This window comes from Pirellulaceae bacterium (genome assembly GCA_019636385.1).
Taxonomy (GTDB): Bacteria; Planctomycetota; Planctomycetia; order Pirellulales; family Pirellulaceae; genus Aureliella.
On record JAHBXT010000003.1, the window covers coordinates 49,825 to 65,882 of the forward strand.

Consider the following 16,058-nt stretch of genomic DNA (forward strand, 5'->3'; position numbering starts at 1 on the left):
GCTGTGCAGCGATCGGGCGGGTCGATACCGTTCGACCTGTGTGTGCTGTCTAGGCGGCTTCGCCAATCCAGGCGCGGATGAGATTGACGGCGGCGTCTGGGTTTTCGCGGATGATGGTGGAGAGGTCTTCTTTCAGCTCCCCGCCGGTCGATTCCATCGCAGGTGGACGGGGGCGACCAGCGACTTGTCCCGATTCGCCGCCTTCGCTTAGGTCCAGGCTGTCCACCGCCGTGGCAGGTATTTGTAATCCAAATCCCTCCGCAAATCGCTTATCATTGTCCGGGATTCCGGTCGGCGCTTTGGCCCAGGTGAATATCATTCCCAGACTCAGAGCAACCAGAACGATCAGCGCTACGGTGCTCCATGAATCGGCCAGCCATGCCAAAGCATTTTCAGCCATCGTTGGGCCGGGCACGGGAGGTGTCGGCAAGTCGATGAAACTGTAGACTTCGATGAACGTCTTTCGATCATCACCGGCCTGCGAGCCAACCGGAATGGTGGCTACGGCGGCACGGACGGCTTTTTCTTCATTGGTACGAATTGCCGCCAGTACATCTGCCGTCGGAATTGGAGCATCGGCTTCGGTTTTTCCAGGATTCTCCAGCAGGAAGCGATGTGCAGCAACCTTTCGATAATGCGATTCAGGGATGCCAATGCTGACGTACACCTCCTTGGGAACAAGTCCGGCAGTCCGAGTGACCGTGGCCTCGTGCCCGGCGACCCGGCGCTCGTTTTCTTGTATTTCCTTGGTCTTCGATGACTGTCCCGCTGCATTGGCTGCGATTGAAGAGGGTTGGTTGGAAATCCCGTTGGGACTTGCACCGGGTTGACCGCCGGGAGCGGCTTTGGAGTTTTCGGAATTCTTGGAGACGGAAGAGGTCTGCACGGCCATAGGCTGTTGATACTGGATCTGCTCGGACTGGGATGTCAACTTGGGGTCCAGTACAACATTAACGGCCACTTGTGCCTCGTAGCGATTGAGCAGCGCAGCGACCTTGCTTTCGTACCGCTCTTCCCATTGAGCCTGTGCCGTGAAGTAGGGGTTTTCCTCAGGAGAATTGGGGTCGCTGCTACCGCGATAGAAATTGCCTGGGCTAGCCAGATCGCTGACCGTCACATCTTGTTCGGTCAGTCCAGCAAACGAGGCGATGGCCATTTTGGCGATATTTCGCAATTGTGAAGGTGGCACGGGACTGCCTGTCCTGCCTCGGACAGCGATGCTGCAGACGCGATCCGTCTTGCGACCAAAGCCAGCACGTTGTTCGTCGTAGTTCACAAACGCCTGTTCAATGCCAGACAACCCGCGAATCATGTGCGCCAGCCGTTGTTCTTTGGCAAACACAGTGCGTTTGTCGATCAGCGAAGTGGGTTCAAAGGGACTTCCGCCCGTCAGCGCTTCGTTCATATAACTGTCGAATTCTTTGGGTAGCGAATTCGCGGCGCTGAGCGCCTTGAGATACAAGTCTTTTTGGGCCGCAGGAATCTTGATACGCTGGCCGACTCGTTCGTACTCGCGCAATTGAGCGTCGCCAAACGCAGCCTCCCAACTAGACAATTCCGCCTCGGAAAAATCGCGACCGCCGAACATATATTCGTACTTTTGAGACGAGCCTCCGCCCACTGCAATCCAGCCCAGGCTAACGGCCACGACCGCAGTCATCAGGCCCGCCATGATCCGTGCGGCTGGAGTCATCGAGGTGATCAATTCACCGATCTGTTTGCCGATTGTTGTTAACCAGTTCATACGCTTTAGTCACTCGGTTCCGATGTCGCTCGGTTGAATGTAAATGCCTTACAATGTCTCAATCAGACGCGAATCGCGTTCAGCTCTTCATACGCAGTTAGCAGTTTATTGCGGATTTGAATCAGTAGTCGAAACGCCATGTCAGCCTTTTGAACGGCGGTTAACACTTCGGCTTGTTGAACGTCGCCGCCCGTGAGCAGTGCATGGACCTGCTGGTCGGAATGCTGCTGGGCCTGATTGACGGCCTGAACGCCGGACGACAGCAGACTCATGAATGAACCCGAAGTTGGCATTTCCGGCTGCCCGTGCGTCTTGGCCTGGTAGGCCCGCAGTTGTTGCGTGATCGGCATGTGCAACTGCATGGTGCTTGACTGGCTAGTAACGGGAATCACCGTAATTGACTCGTCGTGTTAAACTGATTCAGTTGTCGATTGAATTCGTGTGGCCAAGGTGACCGGTTCGTGATGGGTGTCGCCAGATTGGGCTGGCCTACGCGATGATGGAGAGTGACTGCCGCCCCAGGCTCTTGCTAATTTCCATAACCCCGATATTGGCTTCGTAGGATCGAGTCGCTTCGAGCGCGTCGACCATCTGTTCGTTTAAATTGATATTGGGATAGGCCACATAGCCTTTCCATTGTCCTTCGCTGATCGCTAGCGGATGGTCAGGCTGATAACGATACAGCGGTTCAGCATCGCTGGTCTCGACGGAGGCAACTTTAACGCCAGGAGCACCGCCTGCTGCCGCCAGCGTTTCGTCGGTTTGAAACACGGTGAAACGCGGTTGATAGGGCTTGGCCTGACCACTTTCGTCCTTCAAGGTGCTAACATTGGCAATGTTGGCAGACACGGCGTTGAGCCGGATTCGTTGCGCAACCAACGCGCTGGTACTGACATCCAAAGCACTGAACATGATCGGACTCCCGCGCTTCAAGTTCCATGAGACAGACTGCGGCCAAGTTTTAACGCAATTGATATCCAATTTATGGACCAGCTGGCCCTAAGGGCACTCCAGCCACCGAACACTAGAAAAATCTGGGCATAGAGGAAAGATCAGTTGTGCTGCTTGGAATTCGCCAAGAATCAAGTAAAATCTGCGGCCATGGCGCATCCGGGCAATTGCCAGCTAATCGCTTTCGTTATCTAGTCGATTTCTAATTCAACCTAAATCCAACTTTCCATGCCAAGCCTGGTGGTTCGTTGCGGAGTCCTGAGGACTCTGCACGTAATGAACAGTCACGAAGCTCACCCACGTGGTTCGCGAGTCGTTGCTCGCACCAATCGCGGGCTGGAACTTGGCGAGGTGTTGTGCGAAGCTAGTGAACACGCGGTTGCCCAGATGGATTCGCCGCCCGGCGGCTCGGTTCAGCGGCTCGCAACTGCGGCTGACGAAAACGAGTCAGCGCATTTACGGGCTCAGCAGGAGCGGGAAGCCGAGTTATGCCATCAAATCATTCGCGAGCTGGAACTGCCCATGGACCTGGTGGAGGTCGAGCGGGTGTTTGGCGGCGAACGATTGGTGGTCTATTACCTTTCGGAAGATCGCGTGGACTTTCGCGATTTGGTCAAGCGACTGGCCAGCGAGTTTCGGACGCGGATCGAAATGCGACAAATCGGCATTCGCGATGAGGCCAAGATATTGGCTGACTATGGCGACTGTGGCAAGCCTGTGTGTTGCAATACACACCTCACTAAAATGCCGCCGGTCTCTATGCGAATGGCCAAGCTACAAAAGGCGACGTTGGACCCCAATAAGATCTCGGGCCGCTGTGGTCGATTGAAGTGCTGCTTGCGATATGAATTCGATACCTATGAAGAACATCGCCAGAGTATGCCGCGCATCGGTGCGGACATCATCACCAACAGCGGTCGTGGGCGGGTAGTTGGCCATGAGTTATTGAGTCGCCAACTGTTGGTGACGATGGAAGACCAGCGCAGAATTATGATTCGAGCAGAAGATGTGCTGACCGTGCTAGGCCGATCCACACCCAGCCCAGGCACCGAGCCCGAAGACACAGGCAGTTCAGACGATTCTGACGAAGATTCTAGGCTGGACGGCGGATGAATTTTTTCGTAACCGTTTACGGGCACGGTAGGGTGCGTCCAGCAGGGCTGTGGTGATTTGATAGACTTCCTTCAGAATATTTGGCAACAATTTTAGACCTCCAACCGGATTTGGTTCGGCCCTCTGCCGGGCCACCAGCGGTGTGGAAAACATGAGACGCAAACCGTTGCGTTTTTTGGTTATCATCTCGGCGATACCAGGCTACAAAGACGTATATGCATGAGCACCAACGTGAACGATAAGATTCATCCGCTATTCGAGCTGCTGCAACAGGATCATCGCTATCACATCGAAGCCTATCAATTTGTGCGCGAAGCACTGGCCTACGCACAGGAGGTTTTACAGATGCCTCCCAGCGGGGCCGCCAAGGAGGATGGTGAGGGCGAGCACCATATCAACGGCCAACAACTATGCGAAGCCATTCGCCAATACGCGCTCAGCCAATTCGGTTACATGGCTAAGACAGTTTTAAACAGTTGGGGCATCTACACGACCGGCGACTTCGGTGAAATCGTTTATAATCTGATTCGCATCAAGCACATGAAGAAGTCCAGCCACGACCGTCGCGAAGACTTTGATAACGCCTACGATTTTGCGACCGCATTTGATCCGGTGTTTGAACTGGCTGAGAATGATGACTAGAGTGCGCAGCGGGTCAGTGTTGCGTCACGAACCTCAGTTGGACGGCAGCGGATGTGGGCAACGAATTGCCCTGGCGTCAGGCTATGTAAGTAGTGGGCTGGCGCAAGCCAGACTAAAATCCCTCCACAGGCCATTTGTCGTTTTCATGCTCTGCAGGGCGTGAGAAACCAGCTTCATTCGGCTGGCTGGTCCTACCCTACACGTTCCAACCTGCCAGTCCAAGATCGGCTGGCTGCGAGCAACCCTATCAGGAGATGACAAGCGAATGCAGACAGACTCAGTTGGCTCGGCTGGCAAGCCAGTAGCAACCTCTGGTGCGCCAGTCAGACGCTGGTGGTGGCTGCTGTTGATGGCGGGCGTTTATGCTGTGTGGCTGGCGTGGCTGCTATATGTGGCCTACTGCGCCGAACACAAGCCAGCCGCCGCATGGTCCGACCCGTCTGCCACACGGTGTGGTCCACCCAGCCCAGCCATTCATTCTACTCACCCTACCGTCAACCGACTTTATCAGATCGGGGGAATTTCATGACCCAATATATTTTGGCGCTTGATCAAGGCACAACCAGCTCTCGAGCGCTGTTGGTGCGGCACGACGGTAGTCTGGCCGGCGTGGCACAGCAGGAATTCACTCAGTTTTTTCCGCAGCCAGGCTGGGTTGAGCACGATGCGGAGGAGATTTGGAGTAGCCAATTGGCAGTGGCTCGCAGTGTGTTGCGAAAGGCAAAGGTCAAGGCGTCTGAGATTGCAGCCATTGGCATTACGAATCAGCGCGAGACGACCGTCGTTTGGAATCGACTGACCGGCCAGCCACTGCATCGCGCTATCGTATGGCAAGATCGACGAACGGCAGATCACTGTGATCGCATTCGCAAACGAGGTCTGGCCGAGCTGTTCACCGACAAGACTGGATTGGTTGTCGATGCCTATTTTTCAGGAACCAAGCTGGCGTGGATACTCGATAATGTGCCACACGCTCGTGCTGCGGCCAAACGCGGCGAGTTGGCGTTTGGCACAGTGGACTCTTGGTTGTTATGGAAACTGAGCGGTGGGACACAGGCTGCCGGAGCCGTTCATCGAACCGACGTGACCAACGCCAGCCGGACCATGCTGTGCAACATTCATACCTGTCAGTGGGATCAAGAGCTTCTGAAAGCACTCAAGATTCCGGCCAATGTATTGCCAGAGATTTGCCCATCCAGTGGCGTAGTGGGACATTCTGTGAAGTCTCTGCTGGGACATTCCTTGCCCATCGCCGCCTTGGCGGGCGACCAACATGCGGCACTGTTTGGTCAAATGTGCTTGCAACCGGGCATGGTCAAGAATACCTACGGCACCGGATGCTTCATGCTGATGAATGTTGGCAACCAACCGCGTGCTTCGCAAAACCGATTGCTGTCAACCGTGGCTTGGCAGACAGATCAACAACCGATGTATGCGTTGGAAGGCAGCATCTTCATTGCCGGCGCCGTCGTACAGTGGCTGCGCGACGGCTTAAAGATTATCAAGACCGCCGCCGATGTGCAGCGCTTGGCCAGTCAGGTTCCAGATAACGGTGGCGTCTACTTGGTGCCAGCCTTTGCGGGCTTGGGGGCACCGCACTGGGACGCTTACGCGCGCGGAACCATCGTTGGATTGACACGTGGCACAACCGCTGCTCACATCGCGAGGGCGGCGCTTGAGTCCATAGCGTTTCAAACAGCCGACGTGCTGGATGCCATGCATGCCGATTCGAAATTGAAAATTCGCGCGCTCCGGGTCGATGGCGGTGCGGCAATGAACGATTTGTTGATGCAGTTTCAGGCCGACATCTTGGGAGTGCCCGTGGTGCGTCCCAAGACCTTCGAGGCGACTGCACTGGGCGCGGGCTATTTGGCCGGCTTGGCAGTGGGATTCTGGGATAGCCCGACTCAGATTCAACAGCAATGGCAAGCTGATCGAACATTTGAGCCACAGATGAAGGCCGCCGCTGTTAAAGCTATGCGGGCCACTTGGAGCCGAGCGCTGCAGCGGTCAACCCAGTGGGCGAGCTGAGCCAAGCTTCAGCCTGTAGCCACCGTCGCCAGACAGTGGCTACGCTGGAACGACTACCAATGCGGCGCTGGCCAATCTCCTACAGGTACATACCGACAAATCCACCGGCGTCGTCGCTGGCCTTGTTCATGGACTCAAGTCTCTGGATGGTCTTTGTCAAATCTCCTGCTTGGATAAAGCGATTGAATTCAACCAATACGGCGCGCTGTACCGATTCGGCGAGCCAGTCGACAATGGCTTGGTTGATCCAACTGCAAGTGTCGCGAGCAAGTTCGATAGTCAGCTCACAACTGCGAGCCTGCATGTCTTGGCTATCGGTCAGCACCACACCTTCAAAGCTATACTGACACATGCCCAGAGCAGGATCATTCGTGAAGTGAAAGGTGCAGGTCGCGTTATGCAGGTAATAGCTGCCCATGCTGCCATGGGACTCACGCGCCACGCGCATTCGCTCCAGCTTGGCCGCCAATTTTGGCGAGGCATCGTCCGGGGCAGCGAAGCTCCGTACGCTGCGCAGCGGCAGGCAGTCAAATTTGACATCAACCCACGAACCAAATTCGGTATTACTCATCGGCGACTCAATGACTTCTGTTAAACAAAGTTGGGCGTCGGTGGTCGATAGTGCCCCAGGTCGATCGAGCGAAACCAGTCAATTGTTTGCACCAGTCCTTCGCGCAAGGTAATTGAGGGTTGCCAGTTTAGTTCTTTCTTGGCCAAAGTGATATCGGGGCGGCGCCGCGTGGGATCGTCGGCTGGCAGCGGGCGCTGAACCAATTTCACACGCGCACCGGTCAACTCGATGACCAACTCGGCCAATTCGCGGATCGTGAATTCACCGGGATTGCCCAAATTACATGGACCCACGAAGCGATCTGGTCCATTCATCAATCGCACAATGCCCTCGACCAGGTCGTCGCGGTAACAAAAACTGCGTGTCTGACTGCCATCGCCAAAGATGGTGATGTCGTTGCCAGTCAAGGCTTGGCGAATGAAGTTGGAAACGACCCGACCATCGTAGGGATGTATGCGAGGACCGTAGGTATTGAAAATCCGCACGATGCGAATGTTCAATTTGTTCATGCGATGGTAATCCATGAACAATGTCTCGGCGACACGCTTGCCTTCATCGTAACAGGCACGCGGTCCAATCGGATTCACACTGCCGCGATAGCTTTCAGGCTGCGGATGCACCTCCGGATCTCCGTACACTTCCGAGGTGCTAGCCAACAGCACTTTGGCCCCGCAACGCTTGGCCATACCCAGCATGTTCAGCGAACCAAGAATGCTGGTCTTGCTGGTCTTGATTGGATTGAACTGATAGTGCCCTGGCGCTGCGGGGCACGCCATGTGGTAGATTTCGTCCACTTCCAAGAAGATGGGTAGCGTTACATCGTGACGAATGAGTTCAAAATTCGGTCGATCCAATAGATGCGCCACATTGGACTTTTGACTGGTAAAGAAATTGTCCAAGCAGATAACGTCATGACCTTCGGCGACCAGACGTTCGCAGATATGCGAGCCTAGGAAACCGGCTCCACCCGTAACCAGAATACGTTTGATCGCGACCACGTTGACAACTTTCCATGCCTTGAGGGGCTGCAAATGCGGCTGGCAACCGCCACGTGGTCAGGATACCGAAAAACTACTGGCTTGAGAAGGGTTGCGGTTACTAAGGTAGGTCGATCAGTTGTCCATCGGCGCGCTCGCCCAGGCACTGGAGCGTGTTGGCATCTGTATTCTGAGATAGAAAACGCACACTGCCGTCGGCCAAGACGAACATGGCACCGCCAGAGTGATAGCTGGCAAAGCCGCCAACAAACAATGAGTCGATGGGTTGGGGAGCTTCTGCTGAAAACGCATGACTTTGCTGCATGTCCGTGGAATTGATTGCGATGCCTGTATTACGCAGAGTGGCTCGAGTGCCAGAGGTCCAATTCAGCAGGCGAGGGTTGGCTCGAACTTCGCCCAGTGCAATCGTGTACGTTGTGCCATCTTCAATTTCGTGTTGGCGAATGTGGCGGTTCAAGAAGAATAGGCCACCGTTGTCAACATTGATGGGCGTTTCCTGGCCACCTGTACATCCCGCATAGCAACTGGTGGTAATTTCTTCTTTTGCGACTGAGTCCCGATAGCGGCTGTAGCCAGGGGAGGGGCTACTGGGGCAGATAAAGACTGGCACACGATGGTCGCGCACCGGCAGATTCATTTCAGCATAAGCACCGGCCTGTTGATCAAACTGGCGATAAGCCACCGATTCTTCGATGAAAGGCAGCAACTGAACTGTCCAACTCACGTGCTGGCCGTTGGGCTCTGAGCGAATTGGACCGGGCTGGTCATCCAACACACCCGCCGGCAGACGCTCTGAATTGAACTGATGGTGCTGCAAAGCGATCCCCAGTTGCATCATGTTGTTTCCGCAGCTCGACCGTCGCGCTGCCTCACGCGCCGCCTGCACGGCCGGCAGCAGAAGTCCCACCAGGATGCCGATGATTGCGATAACCACCAGCAATTCCACTAGCGTGAACGCGGTCACACGCCGACGTGTAGTTGCCTGTAAACTGCTAGTAGCTCGCTCGTGTTTCCGGATTTGGCAGCGATTTGCACTCATGATTTCTTCTCCCTCGAATAAAATTCTCAAGTTATGGATTGGCAGATGGCGGTGGAACAGGAACTTCAACATTTCGCGTTAAGCGAATTACTTGGTGTGGCTGACGAGAATTCCCGAGGCTAGCGGTTACCGACCATTGCTGAGAAATCGCTCCTGCGGCGGGACTACGAGTGACTTCAATCAGCGCCAGTTCATAATCCCGAAACGCGTTGTGAACGTTCCAATGTTCCCCTGGATACTGCTCGTGATCATGGGATAGACCGCTTTTTGCCCGTTGGACTCCAGCTTCTAGCAAATAAGCTGCCTGCTGGCGCTGAAGTTCAATCCGGCAGCTCTGACGACCGACGATTGTGGCTCGCAATGCAATCGCCACCAGCGACATAGCTACCATCGTGCAAACCAACACCATCACCAGCAATGTGCCGCGCCGATGTTGCCACCTCCGTTGCGCGGTTTCATACCAACCAATTCGCGTGCTGGCAGCTTGGTATTCCATTTGGCGATCTGCGAATATTTTGATGGACATTACGGCTGCTGCTCCAGAGGTGACGGGTCAATGTCTTGCAAGGTAGAGTGACCAGCATCGGTGACAATCGCGACTATTTCAGTTTGAACAGGAGCTTCAATCAACCGCTCGAGCTGAGGCGGTGTATTAACTATTCTCGACTTGCGAACAATTGCTAACCGCAATCTGCGTACCAGTGACTCTGTGTCATCCGCTACTGGACCGCCCTGTGGTATGACCAGCGACAGTCTGGCCTGCGAGTCTGCTGTCAGCCGATACTCTTCTTTCGCCGTTGGCTCCTGGTTGGCTCTACTTTGCACACTGCGACACAGACGGTGGTTATCCAGTATCTGCCACTGAATTATTTGCTGGGAGCTATTTACTACTTCCAAGTGTTGTTCCGAATGGAACCTGACGACTTGGACCTGTCGCAGATCGTTACGCAGATCCAATGACAGTCTGGCTAAATCAGCAGTGTGCTGCTGCCGCGCGGTTGCCGATTCCGATAACTGAAACCCCGACCGCATCATTTGCGCGACCACCAGGAACAGTGCGCTGCTGACCGAAATGAACACCAACGTTTCGATGAGCGTAAAACCAAATCGCATGCATACTCCTGAATGGGCTTTCACGGCTGCGGCTCCGGATTGACTGAAGTTGTGGTGTCGCCTGCTGGCGAAGCAGTATTTATGGCATCCTCTGCGAGCGCATGTGCTATGGCATCGCCGCCTGGCGGAATTGCCGTAGAAGTAATCCAGCCAATCATTTCCAGTGGTTTGCTAGATCCCATTCGCTGCCAGTTAATGGTCAGTCGTAACCGTTGGCCCAATTCATCGCCAATCAATTCCGCTGTCATCGTTGCCGCAGGTAGAACCTCAGCGATCTCGCCACTAACGGCGATCGAACCTATTTCAACGGCTCTTTGAGTGGGATCCAGGTCCAGCAGTCGATCCATCTGATTGCACAGTTCGTCTGTGGCGAGTTGGCAATTACGCGTGTCGCCCCACAGTCGCATAAGCCGGCCGTGAGCTTGAGTGATTACAGAGATGATTACGGCCAGGATAGTCGCGGCAACCAGCGCCTCGACTAGCAGCGAGCCATGCCGACCAAGCGGAAGCACTCTGCGACGATGGCCTAATTGAGCGGTATGTTCAGTCATGGATGCCTCATTAAGCGAGCGAATGGACGAGCCCGTTCAAAACCGAGAACATGGCGATGCAGAACCACAATACAACCAGGCCGAACAGGCAGGTTACCAAGACTTGGGCGGCGACACACAGCAAACGATCGCGCCGCTGGACGTCACCCGGAATCCGTTCGGCCAACTGCTGAAGCAACCAGCCTTGTTGAACGCTTGAGTCAAGCAACTTCAGAGAATTCTCCTGATCGCGAGTAATTAAGCCGGCGCTACGCAGGCTGCGGGGCAAGCCTTCGCGTAACTCAATTTCATTGCGTGCTACCAGCAGTCTGTGACGGAGCATTGGATCAAAGTGATAGCGTGCCAGCGTCGCTAATGCTCCATCTGCTGGCCGACCGGCCTGCATCGAACAGCCCAGTAGTTCCAAAACCTGAGCCGATCGAAGTCTGCGCAGTCTTTCTGAGAAAAAAGACCCTAGTCTTCGACGAAACCAGCGGGCTAGACCGAATCGACTGGACAAGCCCCACATGAGAATTGCCGACAACAAACCCACAGGCAAAAACATTATTAGATTGTGGGGCCAAGTGTGAGATAATGAGAGGAATACTCGCGGTGGCTCCATCCCAAACTCGGAGTATATCTTCAAAAAATTAGGAGCAATTAACGCGCAGATGAACGTTCCCAGCCCGATGAGGATTAAAAGCAGTACGAAAAAATGTCGCCAGCTCGGGGTATTCGCGGCGTCCCTTTGGCAAGTCAGTCGACGAGTTGCTTGTTGGCGCAAATGTTGGAGCGTCTGGGGCAAAGTGCCTGACTGTGACGCCAAACGAATGGCCAACATAGTATCGTCGCTGAGCACATCCGGGGTCTGCTCCAATGCGTCGGGCAACGACAATCCTGATTTGAGTCGCTTGGACAACAAATGCACGCGCCGCCCATGGACTCCTGTTTCCTCCTGGGAATACAGCTCGACGATTTCACCCAGTAAAAATGGCTGTGGCGATGTAGACGAAGGCTGATGAGCGTATTCAAGCAGCCTCAGTAAGCTACCTTGCGCGGCTGGGATAGAATTCGCACGCCACAGCCGGTTGACTCGCCACCACGAGCGATCTGCCCAAGTTGAGATCCGATTAATCAGTGGCGTGCCGAGCATACTATCCCAGTTCCGTAATAAGGTTGAGAAGCGGCAAAAAAACGGCCAAAACTACAAGCAGAACAAGAACGCCCAGTAGAATAATCAACAGTGGCCCAATAACGGCAACCATTTTTCCAGGACGCGGTAGCCAGCGGTCGCGATACAGTTGCCCAAGGCAGCGGAACAATTCAACTTGACTGGCTGTCGGCAAGGCGAGACCGCGTATCAGCAGTTGGGGGAGTACCCTGGAAGAACCGCTGTTGCCGATAGGCTTGCCCGATTCAACTTCTTCCGCAGCGCTGAGCACAGCCTGTCGAATTACAGGATGCGAGCAACCGCGAGCGACCAGCCTGAGCGACTCTGCTGCCGCGAATCCCAACGCAAGCAGTTCAGCAAAGTTTTGCGTCAAGATGGCCATGGCTTTGACGTTTTGATACCGTCCAGCAGTCAACCACGGAGTCAGTCGATGCGTAAGTCCATAATTTCGCCACAACTTGACTACGAAGACGGTAGGTATGGCGCACAGCCCTGCAGCCATGAGAGTGCTACCGAATTCACTAAATATCCATTTATTCAGCCCCAAGAGCACCTTTGTCGAGTATGGCAACCGTGAGCCAAAATCATTGAACATACTTTCGTAGATAGGCACTATCAGCACCGATGCCAGCAACAGAACCGCCAGCAGCAATAACGAGACGACAGCGGGATATAGCCACATTGACCACGGAGATTGCTGAGCATCCAATTGATCAACGACTCTTACCAAATCCTCATGGCTATTAGCAGTGAACTGGATCGGATGAACCACGAGGTGCATCACCGCTGCTGTACTGGGATCGCTAGCCAATAACGCGACGTCGGTCACCGTGCTGAGCTTCTTAGAGACAATTCGCAAACGGTTTGCAATGCGTCGGTCGCCTACTTCGTCGGCAAGCGCCGCGAACAGACCGGACCATTCAGGTAGGTGTTGTAAAGCTCTGGTCGTGTGCTGGACTGGATTCATCGGCCGCTTCCATATCCGTCGATCAGCATCTGCAATGTCGCCGCCAGCGGTTGAAACAGCATTAATCCCGCAATCAATGCCATGCCACCTCCTACGACCAAATGCACTGCAAATGGTAGGCGATTGGCCGATTTTAGGTTTGCTCGCGCACCAATCCATCCATACAACTGCTCGGTCCAACGGAAGACACTACTGTCGGCTGTCATTGCCGAATATTGCTGGCTCCAGTCCAGCAACGGCGCATCAGTCGCGTCAACCGTGTTAGCGCTGGGCGCCGAAGTTGAAGAGTCAATTTGTTGGCGTTGCTGGACCTGCTCCAACTCTGCATCCCAGGCCAGTAGTCTTGCCAGCCGGGCACGATCGAGGGCTTGTGACGTACAGGCGGTTAGCTTTGTGCGAGTCGCCACCGACTGCGAACGCTGCATGCGCCAGGCGAAGAGGCCTGCCAGCACCAACAGGACTGCAATCAACCACCACGGGTGAGACCCTACAACAAACAGCAGTCGCATGATGCCGTCAGGTTGCACATCGGCCTGTTGTGCCAGCCGCTGCATGCGCGGAATGGATACGGAAGCCACCACGCCCCAGCAGACGCAACCCAACAGACAATAGATGGTTGTGTAGAAATAGGATAATTCCAAACTGGCAGTCGAAGTGCGTTTTAGTTTTGTGTATGCGATCAACAGCTCTAGCGACTCGATCGACTGGCCGCCGCTGATCCACCGTCGCCAAATATCAAAGTACAGCGGGCGTAGGGCAGGCAAAGAGGCCAAAGAGGCGTCGGGCGTCAGGCCGCGCTGAGCATCCGCTAGCACACGCTTGACAATCACCTGCAATCGCTGCCTGAAACTATGCACGGATTCATTTGCTAATATCGTGGTGCCCGCCTGCGGGTCGGAGATGTCGGATTCAGGGGTCAGCGAAACCGAATTGTGCATTACGGGATTAAGCAGCAGTTCTTCGATAGGAAAGCCTGCCAACTGTAAAGCTTCAAGCTGCTGATGAAAGCGTTCAATGGGAGCGATCATCTCCGCCTCGCAGTTGGCGAAATGTCTCTACCAGTGCCCAATCGACATTCGTTCCGGCATACGCTGAGTACTCGAGAGCCTGGCGCTGAACCTGCTCACTAGTGGGAGCCGATAGCTCGTCTCGGTAGCCAGCTAAAACCCAGAACAAGCCTAAGATACTCACCCATAATCCCGCCATACAGATTCCAAAATTTCGCAGCTTCGTTAGCTCAGCACGTCGCACATCGATATCGCGGGCCGCTTCAACGACGCGTGGTCGCAGATCATCAGAGGGAACCACAAAGTCTTTTGCACTGGAGACCAACCGCTCCAGGTCAGCGAAATCCTCGGCGATCCACAGGCTAGGAGGTAAATTATTCATGCGCTACCTCCTGGCTGTGCGAACGCAGGTAGACCGCCAGTTTTTCGAGCGCGTATCGATAGCGACTAGCGACGGTCGCAGGTGGAACCTCCAAGACATCAGCAATTTGCTGAAAAGTCAGCTCTTCCCAAATCTTCAATACCACGATCTCACTTTGCTGAGTGGGCAACTGTCGTAGAGCAGTCCAAATAGCACGATACGTTTCGGCCAGCTCCACCTCATCAACTCGGCAATAGGTGACTAAAGGTTGGCTGGCATCCAACGGAGCCGAAGCCTGTTTGTTTCTCAGAATCAGCAAAGCGCTATTGCGCATCATCCGCAATAGATAATGCCACGGTTGCTGGGCCTGGCAAATCAATTGTGGTCTCTGCGCTACCCGGACCAAGGTCGCTTGCAGAGCATCCTCGGCATCGTGTTGGTTGCGAGTAATCGCCACAGCCAAGCGCACAAGTCGCTGGGCCGTCAAATCGAATAGGCCACCCAAAGCCGCCCCACCACTCTCCTCGATCCGCTGTGCACACTGGCGCACGCGGTCCGAAAAGCGATCAAGTGGTTCAGGGATATTGGACATAATCGACAAGAAATCCTGAAGGTAAGCGGACTGCCTATTAGGATGCGCGCCGCCAGCCGATTTGTCTAACGAAATCCGAATAATCAGACAGATAGGTCGATTGTTTGGAAAACACGCACCTACATGTTCACCATTCCCAATCCTTCCAGGCGCTAACGCTATCCCCAATTGAGAAAATCTCGTTCAACCTCCACAAACAAATTGGGGTGTGCGACGCCAATTGCCCACCACCATAGGTGACCAACCATCGGAACCCACGCTGCGTGATCAAACATCCACCGGCCAACCACACCCGACACTGGTTGCTGGGCCGGCGGTCGCGGGTTTTTGGTGGTGTGAAGATTAGCGGTATAATGTGAGCTTGTTAGATGTTCCGTCGCGACTTTGTCCCACCCCGCTAACCTCTACGAAACTGCGTATTGAGTGAACTATTACACGTTGGGGGTGATGGGAACTCGTGGTTCCTTGGTTAGCCCAAAGGTCAATTGCTCGTACCACGTATCTTCGGATTCGACCAACTTGCAGATTTTCTTCCAGATTTCGACCGGCGGTCCGAACTCGCGCCAGTCGATCGTTAGCACGCGGACACCACGACGGCGCATTTCGCCAAGCAGCTTTTGATAGTTGTCGTACAGCTGCTGGAGATAGTCCAGAGGTACACCAGACTCCTGCGAGCGACCGCGCGTGTGCATGCGATCGTAGCACTCTTCGGGCGAGACGTCTAAATAGACAAATATATCTGGAGGCATCACATCGCGGCTCATGTTGCGGTATACGTCCACGTACAGTTGGTACTCTTCGGGCGTCATAAAGCCGCGTTCCATGGCGGTGGTGGCGAACACGGTATCGCCATAGATCGGACGATCCTGGATAACGATAATCCCCTGATCACCCCACGCCTGCTCGACGGCCAAGCGATGCTGTTCGTAACGCTGGCAGAGCATGAACATCTGCATGGCAAAGCCACCACCCGTATTATTGCCGGTGGTTAGGTCTTGGTAGTAGCGCTGCAAAAAATGATTGAACTTGGGGTGATGCGTGGGCTCTTCCATAACCCGCGTTGGTCGCCCCGCAGCCATGGCCGCCGAAGCGATGGCGTGGCAGGCGTTCGTCTTGCCCGCTCCGATGTTGGCGTCGATCGCAATGAACAGTCCGCGCTGCTTGGGCTTGCCCAACGTCATACAATACCTTCCTATGGTCCTGGGCCGAGAGAGTGGGATAATTGTTT

General features: G+C 54.6%; 19 protein-coding genes. 4 read left to right on the plus strand and 15 right to left on the minus strand.

The window, feature by feature from the left end; all coding sequences use genetic code 11:
- Window positions 1–49: 49 nt before the first annotated feature.
- From KF752_10935 to flgC, 3 genes are all read right to left on the minus strand, one after another.
- Window positions 50–1,744: a hypothetical protein gene (locus KF752_10935; protein MBX3422056.1), complete on the minus strand. Its 1,695-nt coding sequence runs from the start codon at window positions 1,742–1,744 to the stop codon at window positions 50–52.
- Between the two features lie 62 nt (window positions 1,745–1,806).
- Complete coding sequence (fliE, locus tag KF752_10940; protein MBX3422057.1) at window positions 1,807–2,106, minus strand: flagellar hook-basal body complex protein FliE; 300 nt, start codon at window positions 2,104–2,106, stop codon at window positions 1,807–1,809.
- Window positions 2,107–2,233: 127 nt separating this feature from the next.
- Entirely contained in the window at window positions 2,234–2,656 is a 423-nt protein-coding gene (gene flgC / locus KF752_10945) for a flagellar basal body rod protein FlgC (protein MBX3422058.1), read from the minus strand.
- Between the two features lie 315 nt (window positions 2,657–2,971).
- Between flgC and KF752_10950 the strand changes: the two genes are divergently transcribed.
- The 4 genes from KF752_10950 (at window position 2,972) to glpK (ending at window position 6,481) form a co-directional block, all read left to right on the plus strand.
- The gene (locus tag KF752_10950; GenBank protein MBX3422059.1) at window positions 2,972–3,808 is read left to right on the plus strand and encodes a signal peptidase; all 837 of its coding nucleotides are present in this window, start codon (window positions 2,972–2,974) and stop codon (window positions 3,806–3,808) included.
- Window positions 3,809–4,027: 219 nt separating this feature from the next.
- Window positions 4,028–4,450: a hypothetical protein gene (locus KF752_10955; GenBank protein MBX3422060.1), complete on the plus strand. Its 423-nt coding sequence runs from the start codon at window positions 4,028–4,030 to the stop codon at window positions 4,448–4,450.
- A 265-nt stretch (window positions 4,451–4,715) separates the two neighbouring features.
- Window positions 4,716–4,979, plus strand: coding sequence for a hypothetical protein (locus KF752_10960; GenBank protein ID MBX3422061.1), 264 nt, complete (start codon window positions 4,716–4,718; stop codon window positions 4,977–4,979).
- On the plus strand, window positions 4,976–6,481 hold the full coding sequence (gene glpK / locus KF752_10965; GenBank protein ID MBX3422062.1) for a glycerol kinase GlpK: 1,506 nt from the start codon (window positions 4,976–4,978) through the stop codon (window positions 6,479–6,481). Before KF752_10960 ends, glpK begins: the two co-directional genes overlap by 4 nt.
- Before the next feature lie 79 nt (window positions 6,482–6,560).
- Here glpK and KF752_10970 read toward each other — a convergent pair whose 3' ends face one another.
- The 12 genes from KF752_10970 to KF752_11025 all read right to left on the minus strand — a co-directional run bounded on the left by KF752_10970 (window position 6,561) and on the right by KF752_11025 (window position 16,011).
- Entirely contained in the window at window positions 6,561–7,052 is a 492-nt protein-coding gene (locus KF752_10970; GenBank protein ID MBX3422063.1) for a hypothetical protein, read from the minus strand.
- Window positions 7,053–7,072: 20 nt separating this feature from the next.
- Window positions 7,073–8,050, minus strand: coding sequence for an SDR family oxidoreductase (locus tag KF752_10975; GenBank protein ID MBX3422064.1), 978 nt, complete (start codon window positions 8,048–8,050; stop codon window positions 7,073–7,075).
- A gap of 100 nt (window positions 8,051–8,150) precedes the next feature.
- The gene (locus tag KF752_10980; protein MBX3422065.1) at window positions 8,151–9,089 is read right to left on the minus strand and encodes a DUF1559 domain-containing protein; all 939 of its coding nucleotides are present in this window, start codon (window positions 9,087–9,089) and stop codon (window positions 8,151–8,153) included.
- A gap of 31 nt (window positions 9,090–9,120) precedes the next feature.
- Window positions 9,121–9,615 carry a hypothetical protein gene (locus tag KF752_10985; protein ID MBX3422066.1) on the minus strand — a complete coding sequence of 165 codons (495 nt, stop codon included), beginning with the start codon at window positions 9,613–9,615 and terminating at the stop codon, window positions 9,121–9,123.
- A complete protein-coding gene (locus KF752_10990) occupies window positions 9,615–10,202 on the minus strand; it encodes a hypothetical protein (GenBank protein MBX3422067.1) in 588 nt (195 codons plus the stop codon). The genes KF752_10985 and KF752_10990 overlap by 1 nt, the downstream gene beginning before the upstream one ends.
- 20 nt (window positions 10,203–10,222) lie before the next feature.
- Complete coding sequence (locus KF752_10995) at window positions 10,223–10,753, minus strand: hypothetical protein (GenBank protein ID MBX3422068.1); 531 nt, start codon at window positions 10,751–10,753, stop codon at window positions 10,223–10,225.
- A 10-nt stretch (window positions 10,754–10,763) separates the two neighbouring features.
- Complete coding sequence (locus tag KF752_11000; GenBank protein ID MBX3422069.1) at window positions 10,764–11,885, minus strand: type II secretion system F family protein; 1,122 nt, start codon at window positions 11,883–11,885, stop codon at window positions 10,764–10,766.
- A 1-nt stretch (window position 11,886) separates the two neighbouring features.
- Window positions 11,887–12,870, minus strand: a complete 984-nt coding sequence (locus tag KF752_11005) for a type II secretion system F family protein (protein MBX3422070.1) — start codon at window positions 12,868–12,870, stop codon at window positions 11,887–11,889.
- Window positions 12,867–13,898 (minus strand): hypothetical protein, encoded by a 1,032-nt coding sequence (locus KF752_11010; GenBank protein ID MBX3422071.1) that lies wholly within the window; start codon window positions 13,896–13,898, stop codon window positions 12,867–12,869. The genes KF752_11005 and KF752_11010 overlap by 4 nt, the downstream gene beginning before the upstream one ends.
- Window positions 13,882–14,259 carry a hypothetical protein gene (locus tag KF752_11015; protein MBX3422072.1) on the minus strand — a complete coding sequence of 126 codons (378 nt, stop codon included), beginning with the start codon at window positions 14,257–14,259 and terminating at the stop codon, window positions 13,882–13,884. The genes KF752_11010 and KF752_11015 overlap by 17 nt, the downstream gene beginning before the upstream one ends.
- A complete protein-coding gene (locus tag KF752_11020) occupies window positions 14,252–14,830 on the minus strand; it encodes a sigma-70 family RNA polymerase sigma factor (GenBank protein MBX3422073.1) in 579 nt (192 codons plus the stop codon). The genes KF752_11015 and KF752_11020 overlap by 8 nt, the downstream gene beginning before the upstream one ends.
- Before the next feature lie 431 nt (window positions 14,831–15,261).
- Window positions 15,262–16,011 (minus strand): deoxynucleoside kinase, encoded by a 750-nt coding sequence (locus tag KF752_11025; GenBank protein MBX3422074.1) that lies wholly within the window; start codon window positions 16,009–16,011, stop codon window positions 15,262–15,264.
- Window positions 16,012–16,058 lie beyond the last annotated feature (47 nt).